The 21,898-nt window shown below is 47.3% G+C and carries 19 protein-coding genes; 14 read left to right on the top strand and 5 right to left on the bottom strand.

Annotated features, from left to right (window positions below; genetic code table 11):
- Nucleotides 1-162 precede the first annotated feature (162 nt).
- From pglX to ACVBDQ_RS13070, 3 genes are all read left to right on the top strand, one after another.
- Nucleotides 163-2,331 (top strand): BREX-1 system adenine-specific DNA-methyltransferase PglX, encoded by a 2,169-nt coding sequence (gene pglX, locus ACVBDQ_RS13080; RefSeq protein WP_446663255.1) that lies wholly within the window; start codon nt 163-165, stop codon nt 2,329-2,331.
- 108 nt (nt 2,332-2,439) lie between these two features.
- Nucleotides 2,440-4,992, top strand: a complete 2,553-nt coding sequence (gene pglZ / locus ACVBDQ_RS13075; RefSeq protein ID WP_318549145.1) for a BREX-1 system phosphatase PglZ type A — start codon at nt 2,440-2,442, stop codon at nt 4,990-4,992.
- A gap of 269 nt (nt 4,993-5,261) precedes the next feature.
- The gene (locus ACVBDQ_RS13070; RefSeq protein WP_033025180.1) at nt 5,262-6,245 is read left to right on the top strand and encodes a restriction endonuclease; all 984 of its coding nucleotides are present in this window, start codon (nt 5,262-5,264) and stop codon (nt 6,243-6,245) included.
- A 70-nt stretch (nt 6,246-6,315) separates the two neighbouring features.
- On the opposite strand, the gene ACVBDQ_RS13065 is transcribed toward ACVBDQ_RS13070, so the two are convergent.
- Nucleotides 6,316-7,620: an acetamidase/formamidase family protein gene (locus tag ACVBDQ_RS13065; protein ID WP_047757809.1), complete on the bottom strand. Its 1,305-nt coding sequence runs from the start codon at nt 7,618-7,620 to the stop codon at nt 6,316-6,318.
- Nucleotides 7,621-7,839: 219 nt separating this feature from the next.
- On the opposite strand from ACVBDQ_RS13065, the gene ACVBDQ_RS13060 reads away from it, so the two are divergent.
- From ACVBDQ_RS13060 to ACVBDQ_RS13035, 6 genes are all read left to right on the top strand, one after another.
- Nucleotides 7,840-8,049, top strand: coding sequence for a hypothetical protein (locus ACVBDQ_RS13060; RefSeq protein WP_014195569.1), 210 nt, complete (start codon nt 7,840-7,842; stop codon nt 8,047-8,049).
- Nucleotides 8,015-9,427, top strand: coding sequence for an amidase (locus ACVBDQ_RS13055; RefSeq protein ID WP_047757810.1), 1,413 nt, complete (start codon nt 8,015-8,017; stop codon nt 9,425-9,427). The genes ACVBDQ_RS13060 and ACVBDQ_RS13055 overlap by 35 nt, the downstream gene beginning before the upstream one ends.
- Nucleotides 9,428-9,679: 252 nt before the next feature.
- The gene (locus ACVBDQ_RS13050; RefSeq protein WP_014195572.1) at nt 9,680-10,552 is read left to right on the top strand and encodes an Rpn family recombination-promoting nuclease/putative transposase; all 873 of its coding nucleotides are present in this window, start codon (nt 9,680-9,682) and stop codon (nt 10,550-10,552) included.
- Nucleotides 10,553-10,795: 243 nt separating this feature from the next.
- Nucleotides 10,796-11,287 carry a hypothetical protein gene (locus ACVBDQ_RS13045; protein ID WP_011230891.1) on the top strand — a complete coding sequence of 164 codons (492 nt, stop codon included), beginning with the start codon at nt 10,796-10,798 and terminating at the stop codon, nt 11,285-11,287.
- Between the two features lie 400 nt (nt 11,288-11,687).
- Nucleotides 11,688-13,202, top strand: a complete 1,515-nt coding sequence (locus ACVBDQ_RS13040) for a malate:quinone oxidoreductase (protein WP_446663256.1) — start codon at nt 11,688-11,690, stop codon at nt 13,200-13,202.
- Nucleotides 13,203-13,486: 284 nt separating this feature from the next.
- Nucleotides 13,487-14,038, top strand: coding sequence for a YpiB family protein (locus ACVBDQ_RS13035; protein ID WP_023633977.1), 552 nt, complete (start codon nt 13,487-13,489; stop codon nt 14,036-14,038).
- 105 nt (nt 14,039-14,143) lie between these two features.
- Here ACVBDQ_RS13035 and ACVBDQ_RS13030 read toward each other — a convergent pair whose 3' ends face one another.
- The gene (locus ACVBDQ_RS13030) at nt 14,144-15,271 is read right to left on the bottom strand and encodes an NAD(P)/FAD-dependent oxidoreductase (RefSeq protein WP_446663254.1); all 1,128 of its coding nucleotides are present in this window, start codon (nt 15,269-15,271) and stop codon (nt 14,144-14,146) included.
- A gap of 166 nt (nt 15,272-15,437) precedes the next feature.
- The gene (locus ACVBDQ_RS13025; RefSeq protein WP_446663253.1) at nt 15,438-16,277 is read right to left on the bottom strand and encodes an MBL fold metallo-hydrolase; all 840 of its coding nucleotides are present in this window, start codon (nt 16,275-16,277) and stop codon (nt 15,438-15,440) included.
- A 368-nt stretch (nt 16,278-16,645) separates the two neighbouring features.
- Here ACVBDQ_RS13025 and ACVBDQ_RS13020 point away from each other — a divergent pair, with 368 nt between their 5' ends.
- On the top strand, nt 16,646-16,903 hold the full coding sequence (locus ACVBDQ_RS13020; protein WP_011230898.1) for a membrane protein: 258 nt from the start codon (nt 16,646-16,648) through the stop codon (nt 16,901-16,903).
- A 230-nt stretch (nt 16,904-17,133) separates the two neighbouring features.
- Here ACVBDQ_RS13020 and ACVBDQ_RS13015 read toward each other — a convergent pair whose 3' ends face one another.
- Nucleotides 17,134-18,795, bottom strand: a complete 1,662-nt coding sequence (locus ACVBDQ_RS13015; protein ID WP_011230899.1) for a hypothetical protein — start codon at nt 18,793-18,795, stop codon at nt 17,134-17,136.
- A gap of 15 nt (nt 18,796-18,810) precedes the next feature.
- A complete protein-coding gene (locus tag ACVBDQ_RS13010; protein ID WP_231926020.1) occupies nt 18,811-19,440 on the bottom strand; it encodes an RNA polymerase sigma factor in 630 nt (209 codons plus the stop codon).
- 147 nt (nt 19,441-19,587) lie between these two features.
- On the opposite strand from ACVBDQ_RS13010, the gene ACVBDQ_RS13005 reads away from it, so the two are divergent.
- The 4 genes from ACVBDQ_RS13005 (at nt 19,588) to ACVBDQ_RS12990 (ending at nt 21,888) form a co-directional block, all read left to right on the top strand.
- Entirely contained in the window at nt 19,588-20,070 is a 483-nt protein-coding gene (locus ACVBDQ_RS13005; RefSeq protein ID WP_042382360.1) for a DUF2935 domain-containing protein, read from the top strand.
- A gap of 56 nt (nt 20,071-20,126) precedes the next feature.
- Nucleotides 20,127-20,444 (top strand): YbjQ family protein, encoded by a 318-nt coding sequence (locus tag ACVBDQ_RS13000; protein WP_011230901.1) that lies wholly within the window; start codon nt 20,127-20,129, stop codon nt 20,442-20,444.
- Between the two features lie 194 nt (nt 20,445-20,638).
- On the top strand, nt 20,639-20,947 hold the full coding sequence (locus tag ACVBDQ_RS12995) for an ArsR/SmtB family transcription factor (protein ID WP_011230902.1): 309 nt from the start codon (nt 20,639-20,641) through the stop codon (nt 20,945-20,947).
- 17 nt (nt 20,948-20,964) lie between these two features.
- Nucleotides 20,965-21,888, top strand: coding sequence for a cation diffusion facilitator family transporter (locus ACVBDQ_RS12990; RefSeq protein WP_011230903.1), 924 nt, complete (start codon nt 20,965-20,967; stop codon nt 21,886-21,888).
- Nucleotides 21,889-21,898: the final 10 nt, after the last annotated feature.

Raw genomic sequence — 21,898 nt, 5'->3', positions numbered from 1 at the left:
ATAGACCTTTTTGACTTGAACGTTCATAAGAGAAAAACTCCTTTACGTTCCTTGTGTGTCAAGGATTCATTCGACATCGGAACGAAAAAATCCTCCCGATTTTCGTCGAGAGGGTGCGAAATGTGAGATTTAAGGAAAGTCAAGCAGTTTGAGCAGTCCGGAGTGCCTACCTTAGAAACGTTTGAAGTGTATGAACAGTTGAAGAAGATTAAGGCACTAATAATCCAAGCAAAGTTGTTGGCATCTCAGTATGATATCGTGGTAACGAACCCACCATATATGGGATCGAAAGGGATGAATCCACAGCTAAAAAAATATTTAAGTGATAACTATCCAAAGGGGAAAAGCGATTTATTTGCCGCATTTATGATTCGCGCGCAACATTTTACCGTCGAAAACGGATTTTCAGCAGCAATAAACCAGCATTCATGGATGTTTTTAAGCAGTTTTGAAGAATTACGAAAAGAATTTTTAAGTCACACTACTATTTATTCAATGCTTCATCTGGGAACTCGTGCTTTTGAAGAAGTTGGAGGGGAAGTTGTTCAAAGTACAAGTTTTGTATTAAGACAATCGTTCATTGCCAATTACAAAGGAAAATACGTACGATTAGTAGATTATTCGTCTTCACGGGCAAAAGAAGAAATGTTTTTATGTAAAAAAGAAAATGATATATTCGTGCGCAATCAAGAAGGTTTCAAGGATATCCCAGGTTCGCCGATTGCGTATTGGGTAAGCAGTAACGTTTTAAAGATTTTTAAAAATGGACAACCACTAGGGGAATTTGCTGAAGTAAAAAGGGGAATGACAACATCAGATAACAAAAGATTTCTTCGATTTTGGCCAGAAGTTTCAATTACAAAAGTTTACAAACATGCTAAGAGTCACGAAGAAGCACGAGAATCAAAAGCAAAATGGTTTCCATATAGTAAGGGTGGAGGATATAGAAAATGGTATGGCTTTAATGAATACCTAATAAATTGGGAAAATTCCGGTCAAGAAGTTATAGAATTTGCCAAAACAATAAATAAATCATTTACAAGAACAATTGTAAATATGAGTTATTACTTTAAACCTTCTATAGGATTTTCATATATAACTAGTGGACCCTTTAGTATGAGATGGATTCCAGAAGGATTTTTATATGATTCTGGTGGCCCTGGAGTTTTTGCTGAAGAGGATAAGAGATTATTTATATTGGCGTGTATGAATTCCAAACCAGCTCAAATACTATTAAAGATATTAAACCCAACAATTAATTTACAAATTGCTGATGTAGTGCGATTACCGCTCCCAAATTATGAAAGCCTTATTGGCAATGTTCAATTTAATAAAAAGGTTAAAGAACTAATTCATATTTCAAAAAATGATTGGGATTCATTTGAAACATCTTGGGACTTTAAGAAACATCCATTCCTCACCTATCGCGGGAAAGCGAAGACGTTAGAGGAATGCTATGCCAACTGGGAAGACCATGCGGAAAAGCAGTTCCAGCAACTGAAGAAAAATGAGGAAGAATTGAACCGCATTTTTATTGAATTATACGGTTTGCAAGATGAATTGACCCCGGAAGTTCCTGATGAAGAAATAACAGTCCGCCGGGCAGATCGAGTACGGGATGCGAAGTCGTTCTTGTCTTACTGTGTTGGTTTGATGATGGGGCGTTATTCGTTAGATGCCGAAGGTCTTGCGTATGCAGGTGGTGACTGGGACGCTTCGAAGTATAAAACATTCCAGCCTGATAAAGATGGCATCATTCCATTGACGGAAACGTCTTATTTTGAAGATGATGTCATCAGCCGCTTGCAAGAGCTATTAATCATTATGTTCGGTGAAGAGACGTTAGCGGAGAATCTACGTTGGCTAGCGGAGTCATTAACGATGAAAAACAACGAAACACCGACAGAGCGTTTGCGGCGTTATTTCTTTGATGAGTTTTATGATGATCATTGTAAAATTTACCAAAAACGTCCGATTTATTGGATGGTTGAGTCTGGTTCGAAAAAAGGTTTCCGTGCGTTATTTTACTTACACCGTTACACGCCAGAAACATTAGCAACAATGCGCTTTACGTACGTACAAAACTTACAAGAAAAACTTCGTCAAGAGCAAAAACGTCTCGAGCAAGATCTTATCAATCCGGATTTATCTTCTGCGATGAAGAAGCGTTATGAGAAGCAATTGAAACAAATTAGAGCCCAGCAGGAAGAGCTTGTTGAATTCGATAAAAAATTAGCGGAACTTGCCAACCAACGCATTGCCTTAGATTTAGATGACGGAGTGGTTGTGAACTACGAGAAATTAAAAACGATCCTTGCGAAAATAAGATAACCACTGCAAAATGGATAGGGGGAAGCCCCCTATCCATTTTTTCACTTGCCATTGGATTGTCTTTCTTTAAAATAGGGAAAAGAAATACATTGAGAGTTGGTGTAAGATATGGATATTGTTCAAGAGTTACTGCGACTATTCGAAAAACAGCTTACGGAAAATATTGGTTCGGATCGTGCAATTGTCTTTTGGTATGATGTGCAAAGTGAGGAGCGCGATTTAGCAGAAATAGAACAAGCGTTGAATGAAAAGGGAATCAAAGTTTGGAAATTAAACGATCACAATGCGTTCCAAACAAAAGTATTGTTGGAACTCGAGGACACGGAAAGTTCGTATTTAATATACGCTCCATTTGCCAAACCGAAAGATGAGGATAACTTTTTATTAGATATCCTTCTTTACAGCGGCAAATACGGAGAATTTCAAGCAGATGAAATCGCGATTATGATGAAAGAACTTCGCATCGATCATTTAGCGATTCGACCGTTTATAGAGGAGCATTGGGCGTTTTTTAAAAACAAGCAACGAGTTGCCAAATTTAAAAAGCTGCTTCCAAATAACCCAAATGCCAATGATGTAAAGCAAACGATGATGGCTGTATTATGTGATGCAAAAAGCATCCATCCACAGGAGTTATTGAAAAGCGTCGTCGCAAAAAAAGGCGGAATGTCGGATGATAATGAAGCGCTCATACAAATGGGCAAATATTTGGATGTCAATCTGTTTTTCGAGCTAATCGAAGATTATTTTGGCGTCTCACCGAAAGAAGAACACCATCTATCTCATATTATCGAAACAATTGTTTACCAGCATGTTGCTTCCAATATCGATGAAGATGTATTACAAGTTCATTATCCTTGTAGCGTTCCAAATATTTGTAAAGTATTTATCGATGATTGGTTGAAATCGGACGAACGTGAAGTATTAGAAACGATTTTGTTGGAACTGGAACAAAAGTGGAATGTGCCGCAATTAGTAGAAACGCATACGTATCAGGCGTTCATTCGTTGTTTTACGTTTCCGATTATCGAACGAAAAGTGCTGGATGCTTTGCATGAATTATTATTAAATGAAACGGTCCTTGTGAATGAATGGAAAAGTATTTTGGCGGAACGAAGGAAAGGTTATTGGTATCAGGCGCATTTTGCCCAAGAGTATGAGTTGTTGGAGAAAATACTTGATTTTTATGAATGGAAAATCATTTTTGAACGAGATGAAGCACCGAAAAACGAACAAGAATGGTTTTCGTTGTATGCTGAAAAGTATTATCGTATCGACCAACTTTATCGCCATATTTATCTTCTGTACAGAAAAGAAACGAATTTGGAACGTTACGAACAATTAATAGAAAGAGTAACATTCTGGTATGAGAATAAATATTTAATGACGTTAGCGGCATATACAGATCACATGTTGGAAACAAGACTGAGCAAACAATGGAACATTCCAAATGTCATGCAGCAAAAAAATTTTTATCAACATTTTATACGGCCATTGTTAGAGGCGACACGGGAGCGTATTTTTGTCATTATTTCCGATGCGCTTCGTTATGAAATAGGAATGGAATTGTTAGAAGAGTTTCAACAGCGTTTAAACACAGAAGTGAAAATCATTCCGATGCAGGCAACGCTTCCTACTTATACGCAATTAGGAATGGCGGCATTGCTTCCAGGAAAGATTACGGGAATAAAAGAAGATGGCACAATTTATGTGAATGATCTTTCTACGAAAGGCTTGCAAAACCGGAATAACATTTTGCAAATGTATGAAGTGGATTCTATCGCTTTAAAAATGGAGGACTTCATTCAATTAACTAAAGACGAAGGACAAGAGTATATTCGTGGCAAGCGCGTTGTCTATTTGTATCATGATGCCATTGACGCGATTGGCGATTCGAGCAAAACGGAAGCATATACGTATGAAGCAGTCGAAAATGCGTTAGAACGGATAAAAGCAGCCGTTCGCAAATTAACAGGTACGTATGAAGCTGTTCGTATATTTCTAACAAGTGATCACGGCTTTTTATATCAAACTTCCCAAGTCGAGCAATTTCAGAAAGCAGAAAGTTTAAAGGGAGAAATTTATGACGGGAATCGTCGCTTTGCGATTGGGAAAAACTTAACGGTCCCTGTTGGCGCGATCAAAGCTTCTCTCGATTATTTAGGTGTGGATTGTGAAACAGTCATTGCAAAGGGGCTGAATCGCTTTACTGCCGGTGGCGGATTGCGGTTTGTTCATGGCGGTGCAATGCCGCAAGAAAGCATTATTCCGTTAATCGAATATCGGCAAATAAAAGGAAAAGCTCGTAAATCTGAAGCGGAACGGGTAAACGTACAGGTTGCTTCGATTCAAAAAGTCATTACGAGTTACCGATTTATCGTTCCGTTTTTCCAAGAAGAAAAAGTCTCATCTGAGCGGCAACCGCGAACGTTGCGGGCAGCATTTTACCGCAATAACGAGCGAATTTCGAATGAGGTAACGATTACTTTTGATTCCACTGGGGAAGTTTCAGAACGGCAGATAGAAGTGGTGTTTCATCTTTTAGAAGACCGGTATCGAATGGGAGAAATATGCGTTTTACGCCTAGAGGACGTATCAGGACGTACCACAGAGCTGTATGCCGAAGAGGAATTTGAGTTGAAGCTGTATAGTATTGAATGATCAAGCAAGCCTTTCTGGTCACATATAATCAGGTAGATTGCCGTCGTGCACATCGCCGTAGAACGGGATGCCGTTCTCGTTGCCGACTGGCCTAAAGTCAATCTGCTTTTGCAACGATGACGGCGGTTGCAATCGTGTGTGATCTGCAGTTTGGCTCCTCTTAAACGCCATTGCCTACAGCGGGGAGCTGGCTCATTGTTTCAGCTCCTGTTTTTAGAAGAATGGCTGCTTCACGGAGCGATTTCTTTTTGCCAAAAGGAGGAACCTGGATGTCAAAATGGTGGATGATCCGCGCGGGCGATCGCAATGAACTGATTCCGCTTTGGCTGGAAAAGGGCATCGCATCGATCGGTTGGGCGAGATTGGGCGATCCGAAGCGCTTTCGGTCGAAAGAACAGCTGCAGCGAAAGGCGGATGAAGTGTTTGCCGAGTCAAAACCAAAATCGAGAACGAGTTGGGTGAATCAAGTATGGCGGTTTGCCCATGAAATCAAAAAGGGCGATCGAGTGATCACATATTCAAAAGAGAAAAGGGAGTACATTGTTGGAACCGTGACAGAAGAGCATCGTTACGATCCCTCCATCGGGCATCCCTATTATCCGAACATCATCCGGGTAAAATGGGAAAATGCGACAGTTCCAAGGGATTCGCTGTCAGACGGAGCGAAGAACAGTTTAGGTTCGACGCTGACGGTGTTTCGAGTGGACGAATGGGGCGATGAAATCGAGCAGCGTTTACACAGTGAACCATTCTCAAAACCTCAACATGAAGAGGGGGAAACGGAAGAAATCGTTGAAGACCTTGTTGGAAAAGCGTTGATGATGATCCAAGACAAAGTGGACAAGCTTGATCCGTGGCAAATGCAAGATTTAGTGGCGGGCTTGCTTCAAGCAATGGGGTACAATGTGCAAGTGAGTCCGAAAGGCCCTGACGGCGGTGTGGATGTGCTCGCCTATAAGGACGCGTTTGGCTTTGAAAAACCTGTAATCAAGGTGCAAGTGAAGCATCGCAAAAGCGCCGCCTCGGCCCCGGAAATCCAGCAGCTTCTCGGAGCCAACCCGATTGATGCCAATTGCCTGTTCGTCTCCACAGGCGGTTTTACGTCCCACGCAGAGGCAGTCGCCAAACATAATTCCGTGAAACTGATTGATTTGGAAGAGCTGGTCAACTTGATTGTCCATTGGTATGAGAACATGCCTAGCGATGCGAGAGCGCTGCTTCCGCTGCAGAAAATGTATGTGCCCGAATCTTGACAAACATAAGGCTTCATCCCTGCTTGGCAAGTGCGAGAGGATGAAGCCTTTAGTGATGATCGACATGTTTTTACTCCAAAACGCTGCGATATTGATCGTACACTAGCGAGGTCAAACTAATCTTGTCTAAATAACGAACAGGGCACAAGAAGGTCACGGTGATGACCCCAGGATGTCGGCCAATTTCGATGGCGCCGGTAATCGTGGCACGGTTCATCACCTCAGGGACAGAGATGCCTAACGTTTTCGCTGCCCGTTGCAACCCGTTTTCTGTTGCCTCATTTAGGTTGGCACCTGTCCCGACAAAGGAAATCGGCAACGATTCTTCCAACTTGTTTACCCCCCATGATTGTGCCAAATCGAGGGCGATCTCTTTTTCTTTTTTTGTCAATGGCTTTGCCAAGTAGGGGAGGTCCTCAGCAACAGGAAGAAGAATCGGTCCGTCAATGGTCAACCCTTTGATCACTTTCACTTGAAGGGTGACGATGCCAGATACGTCGGTCGTATGCCCAGCAATTTCCCCGTCGCCCTGCATGGCATGCATATCACCGAGATAAACACCTCCGCCCCGCACTTTCACAGGGCAGATCAACACGGCGCCTTCGCGTACACGGTTAATGTCCATATGTCCGTCCGTGCGATCTTCCAGCTGTTCTTTCGTAATCCCGTATTCATGTGGGGCGTTGATCAGAAATTGGCCAAAGTCGCCAGCGTTATGTGAATCCGGTAGCGGACGCGCCGGGGTGGTGCCGAGCTGTCCGAGGAACGGGCGGAGTCTGGCCACCGTTCCGACTAAGTCATGGGGCGCAAACGTGACGATCGGGTTTTGGACGGAGTTGTCGGGTGTCGCCATGTAGTACCGTCCTTGTCGAGCGATGAGTTCTGCCGCTTCTTTATGCACGGTCACGCCGATTTGTCGGTTTGGATCAAACGTCATCGTATAGCCGTTCGTAAATACAAATGGAGTCACGTCCGCGCCACAATTCGCGCACCGAATGGCTTCCGGGCCGATCCCCTCGATTTTCGTTTCCGGGTACATCGTTCCGCACTGTGGGCATTTGACAGCAACGAACGGATCGCCGACAAACCGACCTTCCATTGGTTTATCATTTCCTGAGGATGTGGCGATAGAGGTGACGCGAATCGATTTGATCTTAATCGCAATGGCGTCTCCTACTTCAGCGCCTTCGACAAAAACGGGCTTTGTCACTTCATGGCCACCGCGGATGCAAGGAGTGATCATCGGTCCCCAGCAACCAGGAGTAGTATTGGCGACAATGTATCCCCCATCCTGCACGGGGCCAAGCATGTTTCCATGAGGGTCTAAGATGCCGTTAGTGAACTCATTGACAAACACGGTTTGTTTCGCTTCCATGGCGTTCCCCTCTTTACTTTTAGATTTTAGGATTGGTTACATAGGAACCTTGGATCGCTGACAACGAACCTTCGACGGGTGATGTCTAACTACATTTTAGGAAATTCAGTAGAGTATTGTCAAAATAATCGGGTGTATATTTATTATATTTTGTTAAGTCAAAATATTTTGGAATTTAATTCTTGTAATGTATAATAATTTTAGAAGGGAGGAAACGAAATGAGCAATAGCATAGAAAAGAAATTAAGAGAAAAAGGGATTAAGTGTTCAGAACAGGAATTGATGATGCTTGAGCATCAGTGGAAAGCCATTCAGCAACTAAAACAGGGAGTCGAAAAACTTGGCTTGAATGAGGCAGATATTGGAGTCGTCCACCAACCGGGAGGTGTGTATCGTGGAAAAACGGCTAAATACGAAAACAATCTCTGAACTTTCCCCTCTTCTAAAAAACAAAGAAGTTTCACCTGTTGAGCTCGTTGACGATGTACTCGAACAAATTGAAACATTAAACAATAAGCTGAATGCCTATATAGAGGTGACAGCAGAGAAAGCACGCAAGCAAGCTGAGTTGGCGGAATCGGAAATCCGATCTGGAAATTACCGCGGCCCGCTACATGGCATCCCTATAGCAATCAAAGATATTCTTTACGTAGCTAATGAAACAACAACGATGGGGTCAAAAATTCACCGAAACTTCCGGCCAACTTACAGTGCGACAGTAATCGAGAAGTTGACGGAAGCGGGAGCAGTGTTTCCTGGAAAAACAAACTTGCATGAGTATGTTTGGGGAGCAACGAACAATAATCCTCATTTCGGACCTGCCCGAAATCCTTGGGATCCTGAACGCATTCCCGGAGGCTCAAGCGGAGGATCGGGGGTCGCAACGGCGGCGCATATGACGATTGCTTCCCTAGGAACAGATACCGGTGGTTCGATTCGAATTCCTTCTTCGTTTTGCGGCATTGTCGGTTTAAAGCCCACCTATGGACTAGTAAGCAAATATGGTTGTTTCCCGCTTGCATGGTCGTTGGACCATATCGGTCCGATGGCGAAAACGGCGAGGGACGCTGCCTATATTTTAGAAGCCATGGCAGGATACGACCCAAAAGATCCTACTTCCACCGATGCCCCTGCAACGAGTTATTCCACACAATTCATGGAGTCTGTTAAAGGTGTAAAAATTGGCATAGAACCGTACTTCTTTGATCATGTGGATGAAGGAGTCGAAAGAGCGGTTAAACAGGCGATTGCTTCTTTGGAACGCGAAGGTGCTGTTGTAGAAACCGTGCGAATTCCAACATTGCAATATGCGCAGTATGCGGAAATGATCACGATTCTTTCAGAAGCCAGCGCTATTCATCACAATCATTTAGTAGAAAGGGAAGAAGATTTTGGCGATGATGTCCGTTTCCCTTTAAAGCTTGGAGAACTCCCTTCCGCTGTAGACTACTTGGAAGCGCAACAAATTCGTTTGAAATTGGATCACGAGTTCATGGAAATATTCAATAAGGTAGATGTTTTGATCACCCCAACCATTCCGTTTCTCCCTCCCAAAATCGGGCAGGATACGGTATGGATCAATGGAGAGGAAGTAAACTTTCTTGACCATATCATCCGTTTTACAGGACCGTTTAACTTGACGGGCTTGCCTGTTGTAACGGTGCCATGTGGTTTTGTTCAAGGACTTCCTGTAGGGATGCAAATCATCGGCCCAGCCTTTGGGGAAGGAACGATATTAAATGTTGCTGATGTGTTTGAAACGTTGCATCCTGAGCTGAAATACCCGCCGGCCGTTCTAAGAAAGTAAAAGCAAACGCTGGTCGTGGCGATGTACTTACTGAAGGGCGGTCTCAAAAGGTGATGATGACATAACTTTTTGAAGCAGCCTTTTTCAACTGAGTGTTTTTCACTCGCGTTCGCTGCCGTTTGTATGACGGGGAGCAAGCACAAAACGGAGAGCTTTTTTCCTGGCTCTCCATTTTTTATATCGTACATGCAGGATTTTCGCCTCGTGCTCACGAATGATAGTTGGTGAACATCTTCATCGTGAGGTGATCGGATGGCCATTGACCATGACCGATTGTTCAAAGAGCTGATCCAGACGTTCTTCGAAGAGTTTTTCTTCCTCTTTTTCCCCGACATGCACGAGCATATCGATTTCCGCCATTTGTCCTTTTTGTCCGAAGAACTGTTCACTGATGTGACCGCAGGAGAAAAATACCGCGTTGATCTGTTGGTCGAGACGAAGCTGAAAGGGGAAGATGGACTGATCATCGTTCATGTGGAGAATCAAAGCAGCGTGCAGTCGTCCTTTCCGGAGCGCATGTTTGTCTATTTCAGCCGTTTGTTTGAAAAATACCGCATCCGCATTGTTCCCATTGCCGTCTTCAGCCATGATGCCCTCCGTGATGAACCGTCCGTGTTTTCGATTGAGTTTCCCTTTGGCGAGGTGTTGCAGTTCCGCTTTTTCCCGGTGGAGTTGCGCAAGAAACATTGGCGGGATTCTATTCGGCATGACAATCCGATTGCGGCTGCGCTGCTTGGCAAAATGGGGTATACTGAAAGTGAGAAAGTCGAGTTGAAAAAAGAGTTTTTGCGCATGTTGGTGCGATTGGAGCTGGATGAAGCGAGGCAGCGGCTGCTCTTGGGCTTTTTTGAAACGTATGTGAAGTTGTCGGAGGAGGAAGAGCAACAACTGCAAAGAGAAGTGAAGGCGATGGAAACGAAAGAAAAAGAGAACGTGTTGGGGCTGATCATTTCCTATGAGCAAAAGGGAAGGAAGGAGGGGTTGGAAGAAGGGATGGAACGTGGAATTCAACAAGGAATGAAACAGCTGATTCGTAACATGGAGCGCAAAGGAATGACGGTGGAAGACATTGCTCGGTTGGTGGATCTTCTAGAGGAAGATGTTCGGGGATTGCTTGAAGAGTAGGGAAATAAAAAACAAGGGGATGGCCATGGGGAATAAGAAGGTTGGTGACGACAAGCGGCCAATTGATCGTCGTATGGACGGCATGGCCTAAGGATGCCGAAGGGCCGCTGCGTTTGTGAAGACCGTGACCGCGGAAGCGCCTTGCTTGATTACGAAATTTGGCCGCCTTTCATCCTACGGTTTCCATTGCGGGATGAAAGACGGTGTTGTTTCGCATCTTCTTGTGAGGGAGGAAGAGAAAAATTGGATTTCCGTGATATCCCGCAACTCATTGCCCGAATGCTCATGGAAGTGATTCAAACGCATATACCGCACCAATGGATATACACCGCTGAACCATTCATCAACCCATACAACGGCAAGATCAGCTATGACTATTCCGGTGAAGTGAGGAAAATGAAGAAGGAAGAGTTTGCCGAGCTTGTCCGATCGCTGGGGAGAAGTAAGGGCTCGCGATTTTATTGTTCTCCGTTAGATGAGTTGTTAAACAACGTTTACATTGATCAATGGGTGCCGACGTATATGTCTAACTATGGAAAGCGTTGGGTGACATACTGTGACTTGCTTAGGGAAACATTTGATCAATGGAAGTACAGCCACTTTGAGATTTATGACGAGGACGGGAATGAGGTCAATGAAGATCTCAACTTGCAACTTGATGAAATATTCGAAGATTTTTTAGAGAATACTTCGCACGAGCCATTTGTTAGAGAAATTGAAAAAACGATTGCCTAATACGATGGATGTCACCTTGGAATGTTTCGGGTGTAGATGGCTTATATGACGCTTTGGCGGCATGGAGCCGTCTTTTTTGCTGCTATGAAATGATTTCGTTTGTTTTTCATCAGTCTTCTTGAAAAATCTCTGCGTTTTTTCTCGAGATGGTGGCGAAATATTCAACGATTTTGTAAAATTATTATGAAGGGCGATGTTGGGATGGCTGTGTTGATGTTATGAATATACGATGTTGCATTGAATTATAGTAATATATTTTGTTCAAATTGATAATAGTGACATACTATTAATCAATTGTGTTATAATAAATGTTGAAATCGCCCTCAAAAATAAGAGGGGTATCGGTGGAATCATTTCGAGCGATCGCTCGATGCTCTTTTACAACTATTCATGGATAGGGATGGTAAACATGGGCAACAAACAAGGAAAAACGGATGTCATTTTAATCGGCGCTGGCATTATGAGCGCGACGTTGGGGACGCTCTTGAAGGAATTGGCGCCAGAGTGGGACATTGTCGTCTTTGAAAGACTGGAAGAGGCAGGAGCGGAAAGCTCCAACGAGTGGAACAACGCTGGAACCGGGCATGCGGCGCTTTGCGAGCTGAACTATACCGTTGAGAAGTCCGATGGGTCGATCGACATCAGCAAAGCGATCAAAATCAATGAACAGTTTTACGTCTCCTTGCAGTTTTGGGCTCATTTAGTGAACAGCGGAGTGCTCGCGAATCCAAAAGAGTTCATCCGCCCGCTGCCGCATATGAGCTTCGTGCAAGGGGAAGATAACGTGGCATTTTTGAAGAAGCGGTATGAAACGATGGCGGCCAATCCGCTGTTTAAAGGGATGGAGTTCACAGATGATCCGAAAAAGTTGGCCGAATGGGTGCCGCTCATGATGGAAGGGCGGGTGGTGGACGAGCCGATCGCGGCGACCCGCATCGAATCGGGGACGGACGTGAACTTCGGGGCGTTGACGCGCCAACTGTTTGAACATTTGAAACGGAAAAATGTCAACATTCACTACCGCCATCATGTCGAGGATATCCAACGGACAAGCGATGGCTTATGGGAGTTGAAGGTGCGGAATTTGGACACGGGCGCCGTTGAGCGCCATGCGGCCAAGTTCGTCTTCATCGGCGCCGGGGGAGGCAGCCTCCATTTGTTGCAAAAATCCGGCATTCCCGAAGGAAAGGGGATTGGCGGTTTCCCGGTGAGCGGGTTGTTTATGGTGTGCAACAATCCGGAGGTTGTGGAAAAGCACCATGCGAAAGTGTACGGCAAAGCGAAAGTCGGTGCGCCGCCGATGTCGGTGCCGCACTTGGACACGCGGTTTATCGACAATCAAAAGATGTTGTTGTTTGGGCCGTTTGCGGGTTTTTCGCCAAAGTTTTTGAAAAACGGATCGATGCTCGACCTGTTCACTTCAATCAAGCCGCATAACGTATTGACGATCTTGGCGGCGGGCGTGAAAAATATGGCCTTGACCAACTATTTGATCCAGCAAGTGCTGTTGTCCAAAGAACAGCGCATGCAAGAGCTGCGGGAATTCGTCCCGACGGCAAAAAGCGACGAGTGGGACATCGTCGTGGCGGGTCAGCGCGTGCAAGTGATCAAAGACACGGAAGCTGGCGGCAAAGGAACGCTGCAGTTTGGCACGGAAGTCGTCCATGCGGCTGATGGTTCGATCGCGGCGTTGCTCGGCGCGTCGCCAGGGGCATCGACGGCGGTTCATGTCATGCTTGAAGTGATGGAGAAGTGCTTCCCAGAACGGATGAACGAATGGCGGGCGAAAGTGAAAGAGATGATTCCGTCTTACGGCGAGTCGTTGATGAAAAACGAAGCGCTGTTGCGGCAAGTGCAAGCATCCACAGCCGAAGCGCTCGGATTGAACGGCCACTTTGCGATGCAGTTGGCGTAGGCCATAGGTCTTAGCAATGGAAAGGAAAGCCGAGAGCCCGTTGCTTAGAAGGAGCAGCCGCCTGGAAATGAAGGGCGGCTGTTTTTCTATTTCGTTTGCCGCTTGGTGTCGGAATGAAAGGGGCCTTGCCCTGTGGTTTTCAGATGCACGGCGGGGCGCAATCAAGTATACTGGAAAACAAAGACGTGAATGGAATAGCAATGGATCATCGAGGCTTGTTGAGACGATCTTGCGCTGCGGCCGCTGTTATCTTCCATGGAGAAGCAGTTGAAGGGGGTGAGGCTATGACGAGATGGGTGTCCTATTCAGAAAAGCGGCAGTTCTTAACAACGTTTTTGCAGCAGCATCGTTTGAAGCATCCCGATGCCCGATTTGTGCTGCAATACTTGCTTCAACACCCCCATTTGCTTGAGAACGTCCATTTTACGGAAACCGAGCAAAAGCAGGCGCGGTGGCTGATCATTTCGACTGCGATGGCGGAAGAGGAAGGGCTCGTCTTTTATCGGCGCGGTCAAAAAAGCACGAGCCTTGCCTCGATTATGGGCGATTTGGCGCTGCATCCGAACGAGACGCTCTATTTGACGCTCCATTTTCCAGGAAAGGCAAGGAATTTTTCGTACCTTCGGCTTATTGATCACCAAGCGTTTGAAAATGTCAGACGGCACGAGCGGCATGAGAAAATGGCGAAAGCGGCCGAGCAAGTGCTCGATGAAGCGTTGAAACGCCATGAAGTGTCGATTTTGAAGATGCAAATCGATCAAGCGCTTGACCGCAAAGATATGGAGCTGTTTCACAAGCTGACGGAGCAGTTGAAAAAATATGAAGGACAAAGCTGACAAAACACGGTCAGCTTTGCCCTGACGGTGAGAAAGGGATATCAGTCGCTGCGTTGGCTATTGTCCATATCGTGGAAGCTCCGTTGTTGCTTTTTCTGATCCCCCTCATTGAACGATCGGTGCGACGGCGCTTGCTGCGTCATAATCGCTTGGGTCGAGTTCCGTCGGCAGGCCGATGACGAGTTTCGCCAACTCCTTTCCTAAATACGGGCCGACGGTGAGACCTGAGGAGCCGAGCCCATTGGCGATATACACCCCAGAAAAGCCCGGAAGCGGTCCGAAGATCGGGAGAAACCCAGGCGTGCGCGGGCGGAATCCGACTCGCGTCTCGATATATGTCCAGGTGGAGAGCCCCGGCGCAACGGCAAGCGCTTTGTCCAACAATTCGTGCATTCCCCCGGCGGTGGGGCGAATGTCCATGCCCGCTTCATCTTCGTGTGTGGTTCCGATCACAATTCTGCTTCCCGGGAAGGCGAGCATATACTGATTGTTCGGCGGCATGACGACTGGCCAATGGGATGTGTCGCATTCCGGATGCTCCAAGTGAATGAGCTGCCCTTTTTGTGGGGTGACGAGCAGTTTGATCCCGAGCGGCTCCAGCAACTCGCCGGCCCAGGCGCCGGCCGTGACGATGACCGCTTCGGCAGCGTATTTCGTTCCGTCGGTTTCCACGCCGATGATGCGGGAGCCTTCAAACAGGAGTCGGGCGTTTCCGCGGATGTAGGCGGCGCCGCGCTTTTGGGAAGCGTTCATGAGGGCGTCTCGCACCGCCCGACCGTTCACTCGGGCGGCGCCGCTCACATAAAGGGCATGATGCTCGCCGACAAGCGGCGGAAACAGCTCCTTCGCCTCTTGGGGATGAAGCCGCACGATCTCTCCCATTTCCGGCGCGTCTTCGCGCCGTTTGAGAGCGCGCTCCTCCATTTGTTCCAGTTTCTGTTCATCTGTGTGCAGCCATAGAGCCCCGACGCGTGCGTAACCGGTCTCCGTTTCCCCGTATGATTCCAGCTCTTCAATGAGGGAAGGATAAAATTTCGCCCCGCCTTTCGCTAACCGATACCATTTTTGGTTGCGGCGCTGCGAGAGCCAAGGGCACACGATCCCCGCCGCCGCATCGGTCGCTTGGCCTTTGTCGCCGCGGTCGATGATCATCACGCTTGCCCCTTCTTTAGCCAAATGATAGGCGGTAGAGGCCCCTAAAATGCCAGCTCCGACAACGATATATGGCTTCATACCCAACACCTTTTCTCTTTTTTTATTAGCATAGCATAGACAGCGGCGGATAGGGAACCATCGTCTGCCAGGCGGCGAACGGCATGATGCAACTACAGAAAAATGATAGCCTCAGGCGCAAAAAAGCTGACCGAAGCCGCGTGTGGCTGTTTCGGGTAGCCCCGCTTCAGCTCGCCTGTTTCGTCTCATATTCCTGAATGACCGACCGGATGATATGGAGCGAGTCCCATTCTCCACCCGAGAAAAAGACGATCGGGTATTTTTTCGGAAACAAAAGGGCCTGGATTTGTTTGGGCGGTGTTCCTTTTTCGTATAAATCGATGATCGTCCCTTGCAGTTCAAGCAAATAGTCAAGCTTCCGCTGCAAGGCTTCGCGCCCGTTTGGGAGATAGCCCGCATGGGCGCAGAAGACGTCGCCGAAATCGTACGTCAACACATGTTGCAAGGAAGTGATGATCGCCGGGATGTTTTCTTCGCGCAAGATGACTTTCGTTTTCTCTTGGCAGTACAAGTCGCCGCTGAACAGCTGGCCGGTTTTGCGGTTCAAAAACGCCACATGGTCGATTGAATGGCCTGGCGTCGGGATGACCTCCCACGTTGCGCTTCGCGAGGAAAACGTCGCGCCGATGGGCTTGGCGGTGAATGGATCGCGCTTGCCCCAAAACACTTTTCGATAGAGCGGATAGTCCGCCTTTTGCTGGCAATAATGGATCATCAGTTCGTTCATATAGATGGGCAGGCCCATCTTCCGCTGCAAAAACGCTGCGCAGCCGGTATGGTCTTCGTGATAATGGGTGATGACGACTTGGTCGATGTCTTGTTGTTGGAAAAACGAAGTAAATTCGTTTTCCATCGATTTTGCGCCGGTGTCAATCAGCACCCCATCGATGACAAAGCAGCGGACGGTAAGACGGACGCCTTGAAACATCGCCGTTCCTTTGGCGATGCGCACGTTTTGCACGGTCTCCGTTTCAAACCGCTTTTTGATCACTTTATCGAGCAGCATGGCGAACGGGCCTCCTTATTGGTGTGAGGATGTTGTTACCATTATACCATAACAAAATGAATGATCATTCATTTTTATTGGCGTTTCACACACATCATGTGCTTGATGGGATGGAGAAAAACGATGCTATCGTTAAGCTTACTTCAATCCAGTGTCTGTGAATATCCCCTCTTTTGGGGGATTGAACGTTTGATCAAAAGGAACGATTCGGAAATATGAAGGGGGGCAATTTCGCGCAGCTTGTTCAATATGGTAAAATGATAGGGATCATACTACAATGTGGGCCAAACACAATGGATGGACTTTTGCGGACGTGCATTCCATGAAGCGCCTGACGTATTCCTAACAAGTGTGGAAGGGGAATGTTCATGAAAACCGTTATTCATGCTTTCGCCATTTCGATCATCGTTCATGTGGTGTATTTGGCATCAACAATCGGCATAGGGTATTGGAAAACGAAGCTTTATAAGCCTGATGTGGGGAATGCTTGGGAGAAAGCGGCCATGCTGCAAAATGAGGTTGTGTTTGGCCAAACGGGGTCGCCGATGGTGTATTTGGTTTCGTTTGTAGGAGTGGCGGCGGTCAGCGCCTTGGTGATGCATGTGTACCAAATGGTTCGCGGCTAACAAAAAGGAAAAGGAAAAAGCCGGTCCCGAAGGGGAACGAAGCCTGTTGGGGCGGCTTTTCCGATTTTAGACGTTAATAGCCGTCCATCCGGCATCAGCTACAATGACCGTGCCATTGACGAGGATTTCACTACTCTATGGGAATAACGAAGAAAAAGGAGAACAAGGGGATGGCCGTTCTCCTTTTTCATGACGCAGATAGTGGAGATCAGTATTCATCTCTGTGAACATTATGGAGCAGGATCATATCCCACCACCGTCCATATTCCCGTCGCGTCTTGCCGGATCAGCCGTTTCAAATATACTCGCTTGATTGGAGTGTTGTGGGCGTCCACTTCTACGATGGCCTCCTTCCCGTTGTTTTGGATAATGCGCAAGTCTTCATAGTGAATCGGGTAATCTCCAGTAATGCCTCCAGGGGACATTTGCAGGCTGACAAATACTTGAGCCACAAACAAAGGATCCAATTTCCAAGGCGAACTTCCAGCATCGACGTTTTTTTGATCATTTTTCTCCCGTTCCAAGTCAACAGGAACTTCCACCTTCGGCTTGAATGGGAATGGATCTTTATGTGTCGGCATTTCAAAGGCTCCGTTTGTCAGCTCTTTGGTGAATGCGATCAAGTCCCCCAAAGAGGCATGGCCGATAACGGCGTATTCAAACCCGTTTTGCCGCCAGCGAATCGAATGGAGGTCCGTCAGGCCGGCATATGGTCCTCCTGCTCCGATCACGCCTGATTCTTCTACAACCGGCGACTGAATTTCAGCAGTTTGGTGATGAATTTTCCCGACCATCGCGGTTGGGGCAAGTTTCCATTCGCCGATGGCTTTTCCTTGGATGATGACAATCTCTTTGTCCAGTGCCCGGTAATAGAGTTTGACCAGTTTTTTGTCCGGTATGATCGCGATGCGGTCTTGGACATATCCAGACGGGATTTGGCTGACCGTATCAGGCAGAAATCCGACAGCCTCCTTTGCTTCATCGATGTTGGTGACGATTTGTTCCGGGTTTTGGTTGACTTCTTGAAACCCTTTTGGCACATGGTAGGTCAGCAGTTTTTCAGGGATAGCGTGGTTCCATTCGATTTTCGTGTACGTCATTTTGTATTGGATCCCATGCTGCATTGCATATTGTTTTTGCAACGGAAGACGGGTTTCCTTATCAATCCATATCCGATAAGGCTCCCCTCCTTGTGGGGTGACTTCGACAATCCAAGATGGACGGTTGGCTGCCTTCTCTTCCCCGATGATGTTCGTTGATATGGCCTGTTTGATCCCTTTGATTTCGTTTCCGAGTTCAAAGGCAAAACGATACGGATCAGGGAAGGCAGGAAATCGATGAACTTGTTTTTCGGAAGGCCGGATCTGCCATTTCGTTTGCCCGTTATTGACGGTAATCAGCCCTTTGTTTGAACCTTCCAGTTCTTGTATATAATAGCGTCCGTGTTTGTCGGCCCAAATTTCCAATTTGGCTTGTGTGGTCGTCTTGCCTTGGGCATTCGTTTCGACAATTTCCAAAAATCCATGGTAGGCGTTGACGTCTTGAAAGGCTTTTTCCATCGCCTTGACAATGTTGGGATGGTCAAAGAGTGAAGCGAAATGGATCAGCAGCGATAGGGTCAACATAGCCGCGATGCCGGCGATGCTGGCCATCCAGGCCCGTTTTTTCTTTTTCTGTTTTGTTTGCACTAGTTGATCGGTGACCACACGGACCAGTTTGGCTGGAAAATCCCGCTCCGGCATGGCAGGCTCCCTGAGGCTGCGGACGAGCCTGACTGTATGAAACAGCTTTTGCAATTCGGGATCTGCCCCTAAATGTTCATGGTCTTTTGGTTTTTTCTCGGCGTTCAATTGATCGATATAATCGGATAAGCGGCGTTCGTTGTCATGCATCGATGGACTCCTCCTTCATTTCATCCCGTCATGTAAAATGCGGGTAAGAGACTGCAATGCCCGATGCTGCATTACGCGAATGGTTGTTTCTTTTTTGTTCATGATTTGGGCGGTTTCAGCGACGGAATACCCTTTTATAATTCTTAGTTCGATCACCGTGCGTTGCTCTTCATTGAGTTCATTTAACGCTTTTTCGATCGTCATGCGCTGTACACTCCATTCCGCAGGATCCTCAAAGGCAGCCTCTTTGGGGGCAATGGCTTCCAAATCGGCTGTCGTTCCTCGGCGTTGGTGCTGCCGCCAGCGATCCCGGATGATATTCAAGGCCACTGTTTTTAGAAAGGCCATCTGTTTATCAGGGGGGACGTGGTTTTTTTGCAAATAGGGGATGGCCCTGACATACGTTTCTTGTGTGATGTCTTCCGCTTCTTCACGGTTTTGGACCTTAAAATAGATCAATCGGTAGACCGGCTCCCAAGTGGAAAGGCATAAATGTTCGATCCAGTTGACGCGGCTGTCTTCATTCGCATGAACCATACATCGTAACTCCTTTTTCCCGATCGGGTCATTTACGCTAATAAAAACGATGAAGCTGCTTAAAACGTTACGGCCATGGAAGTTTTTTTGATCGATGGCTGTGTCCATCGGTTGGATAACGGTTTTCTATGCATGTCGCTATGCCGATCTTCAAGGTAAAACAAGGACGAAGGCTGTGATCATTTCGATCATGGTGCATATCCGCGTTGTTTTGCCCATACACTGAAAGAAGAGGAGAAACAGGGAGGGAAGAGCGTGCAATTTTACTACGGCCTACACATGCCGCTGCGCGTTTTGGATGAGATTGAATTCTGGAAGCACCAAGAGGAAGAACATACGGTCGTCATTCGCGAGCTTGCGTCTGGATTGGAAGCGCCATATGTAGAAGCGTTGAAAAAATGGGAGGAGGCGCTTTCGGCTACGCATCAGCACGCGGTCCGTTATATCGAATCGGTGGTTCGGGCCGGCCATTATGTTCCTGAACAACTGCATCAACAAGTGCTCCATTTTGTGTCGTACTGCCTAGAGCAGAGCCTTCAGTTCATCGAATTATGCCGGCAAATCAAAACCCGCAGCAAAGCCGTCAGCCAAAACCCGACCGCCAAGGTGGTGCTCGATCACATCATTCGCGAATCGGAGTATTTTGTCGGCATCGCGCAGTTGTTGCTGTACGGTACTCATTCGGCATTGGCTGCACTGCGGACCAATCCATCGGTGACGTCATATGATGTGCCGTAGTATAATCGAATGGGGTGCTTCCACCTATTATGATGAGCCACGAGGGGGACATAGCTGTGATTGTCACGACCACCAATACCATTGAGGGAAAAGAAATTGAAGAGTATTTGGGCATCGTAGCGGGAGAGGTCATTTTGGGCGCCAATGTCGTCCGTGATTTTCTCGCCAGCATCACCGACATCATCGGCGGGCGGAGCGGAACGTATGAAAGCAAGCTGGCCGAAGGGCGGGAGATGGCGATCAAGGAGATGGTCAATAAGGCGAGAAGCCTTGGCGCCAACGCCGTCATCGGGGTGGATCTCGATTTTGAAACGCTGCGCGACGGCATGATGATGTGCATTGCGACGGGGACGGCGGTGCGGCTGAAATCGTAATGGGAAAGCAGCGGGTCTATCGGCCCCTGCTTTTTTTTGCTTTGTCGGCTGCCGTTGTGGGGGTGTCAGTGCATCGGCTGTTGATGCTGATGGGGTTTTGCAGCTTGAAATAGGATTGACAGAAGAAAAAAAAAGCGGTTTATGATTCGCATATATGAACAAATGCTCATATATTAAAATGTGAGGGAACAGCCATGAACGCAGAGGATCATTCGTTTTTAGATGAAAGTGTGATTGAGGAAGTGTCACGGATCTTTAAAGCCCTAGCGGATCCGACTCGGATGAAGATGTTGTATTTGTTGTCGCAGGAAGAATGCCATGTAGGCCATATTGCGGAAGTGCTCGGCATGTCGCAATCGGCGGTTTCCCATCAGTTGGCGCTGCTTCGGACGTTGCGGCTTGTGAAATATCGCCGTGAGGGGAAGATGTTGGTTTACTCATGTGATGACGAACATGTCATATCGTTGCTAAAGCAGGCGATTGATCACGCACAACACCAATAAATAAGGAGAGAAGATGGATGCATCATCACGCGCACGGCCATTGTGATCACCATCACGGGCATCATCACGGCAGAGAAGGAAATCAAAAAGGGCTGGCGATTGCCCTCGGTGTAACGATCGGGATCATGGTGCTCGAGTTTGTCGGCGGGCTTGTGACGAACAGCCTTGCTCTTCTTTCGGATTCGGGGCATATGCTGAGTGATGCCATTTCGCTTCTGTTAAGCCTGGCGGCGGTTTGGCTGGCGGCGAAGCCCGCGTCGCCGAAGAGAACGTATGGATTTTACCGGTTCGAGATTTTAGCGGCGCTAGTAAACGGGGTCACGTTGGTGGTGATTGCCGCTTGGATTATTTGGGAAGCGGTCGGGAGGTTTGTGAATCCACCTGCTGTCGCGAGCGGGCCGATGATGGCGGTGGCCGCCGTCGGGTTGTTGGCAAATCTCGTGAGCGCTTGGGTGTTAATGCGCAAAGGGGATGTCAAAGAGAACGTCAATGTCCGCAGTGCGTATTTGCACGTGATCGGCGATGCGTTAGGCTCGGTCGGGGCGATGGCGGCAGGGCTTGTCATCTGGCTGTTCGATTGGTACGCGGCCGATCCGCTCATTTCCATCGCGGTGGCGGTTTTGATTCTAAAAGGAGCATTTGCCGTAGTCAAGCAGACAGTGCATATTTTAATGGAAGGAACGCCGGCGGCGATTGACCATGCGGAAGTGAAGGCGGCGCTCTCGGGCATTGATGGGGTGATCGATGTCCACGATTTGCATATTTGGACGATCACCTCGGGGCTTGATTCGTTAAGCTGCCATTTGCTCATTGAGGAAGGATGCGATGGACAGGCGGTTTTGCAGCGGGCGATTGATTTGGTCGAAACGCGCTTTCACATTCGCCATGCGACGATTCAAATTGAAATGCCGCACATCCGCCATGGGGAGATGGAAGTGTGAGGGCGGGTCA

The organism is Geobacillus sp. CCR (assembly GCF_052906625.1).
The sequence above is the reverse complement of the archived record's forward strand: the minus strand, read 5'-3'. Positions and strand labels throughout refer to the sequence as shown.

What these genes read in the sequence shown, in the direction of transcription:
- ACVBDQ_RS13025 (WP_446663253.1), bottom strand. Translation starts at nt 16,277, where the DNA reads ATGCTGCTCGATAAAGTGATCAAAAAGCGGTTTGAAACGGAGACCGTG.
- ACVBDQ_RS13010 (WP_231926020.1), bottom strand. Translation starts at nt 19,440, where the DNA reads ATGGACACAGCCATCGATCAAAAAAACTTCCATGGCCGTAACGTTTTA.
- ACVBDQ_RS13060 (WP_014195569.1), top strand. Translation starts at nt 7,840, where the DNA reads ATGAGCAATAGCATAGAAAAGAAATTAAGAGAAAAAGGGATTAAGTGT.
- pglZ (WP_318549145.1), top strand. Translation starts at nt 2,440, where the DNA reads ATGGATATTGTTCAAGAGTTACTGCGACTATTCGAAAAACAGCTTACG.
- ACVBDQ_RS13030 (WP_446663254.1), bottom strand. Translation starts at nt 15,271, where the DNA reads ATGAAGCCATATATCGTTGTCGGAGCTGGCATTTTAGGGGCCTCTACC.
- ACVBDQ_RS13015 (WP_011230899.1), bottom strand. Translation starts at nt 18,795, where the DNA reads ATGCATGACAACGAACGCCGCTTATCCGATTATATCGATCAATTGAAC.
- ACVBDQ_RS13035 (WP_023633977.1), top strand. Translation starts at nt 13,487, where the DNA reads ATGACGAGATGGGTGTCCTATTCAGAAAAGCGGCAGTTCTTAACAACG.
- ACVBDQ_RS13020 (WP_011230898.1), top strand. Translation starts at nt 16,646, where the DNA reads ATGAAAACCGTTATTCATGCTTTCGCCATTTCGATCATCGTTCATGTG.
- ACVBDQ_RS12995 (WP_011230902.1), top strand. Translation starts at nt 20,639, where the DNA reads ATGAACGCAGAGGATCATTCGTTTTTAGATGAAAGTGTGATTGAGGAA.
- ACVBDQ_RS12990 (WP_011230903.1), top strand. Translation starts at nt 20,965, where the DNA reads ATGCATCATCACGCGCACGGCCATTGTGATCACCATCACGGGCATCAT.
- ACVBDQ_RS13065 (WP_047757809.1), bottom strand. Translation starts at nt 7,620, where the DNA reads ATGGAAGCGAAACAAACCGTGTTTGTCAATGAGTTCACTAACGGCATC.
- ACVBDQ_RS13050 (WP_014195572.1), top strand. Translation starts at nt 9,680, where the DNA reads ATGGCCATTGACCATGACCGATTGTTCAAAGAGCTGATCCAGACGTTC.
- ACVBDQ_RS13070 (WP_033025180.1), top strand. Translation starts at nt 5,262, where the DNA reads ATGTCAAAATGGTGGATGATCCGCGCGGGCGATCGCAATGAACTGATT.
- ACVBDQ_RS13040 (WP_446663256.1), top strand. Translation starts at nt 11,688, where the DNA reads ATGGTAAACATGGGCAACAAACAAGGAAAAACGGATGTCATTTTAATC.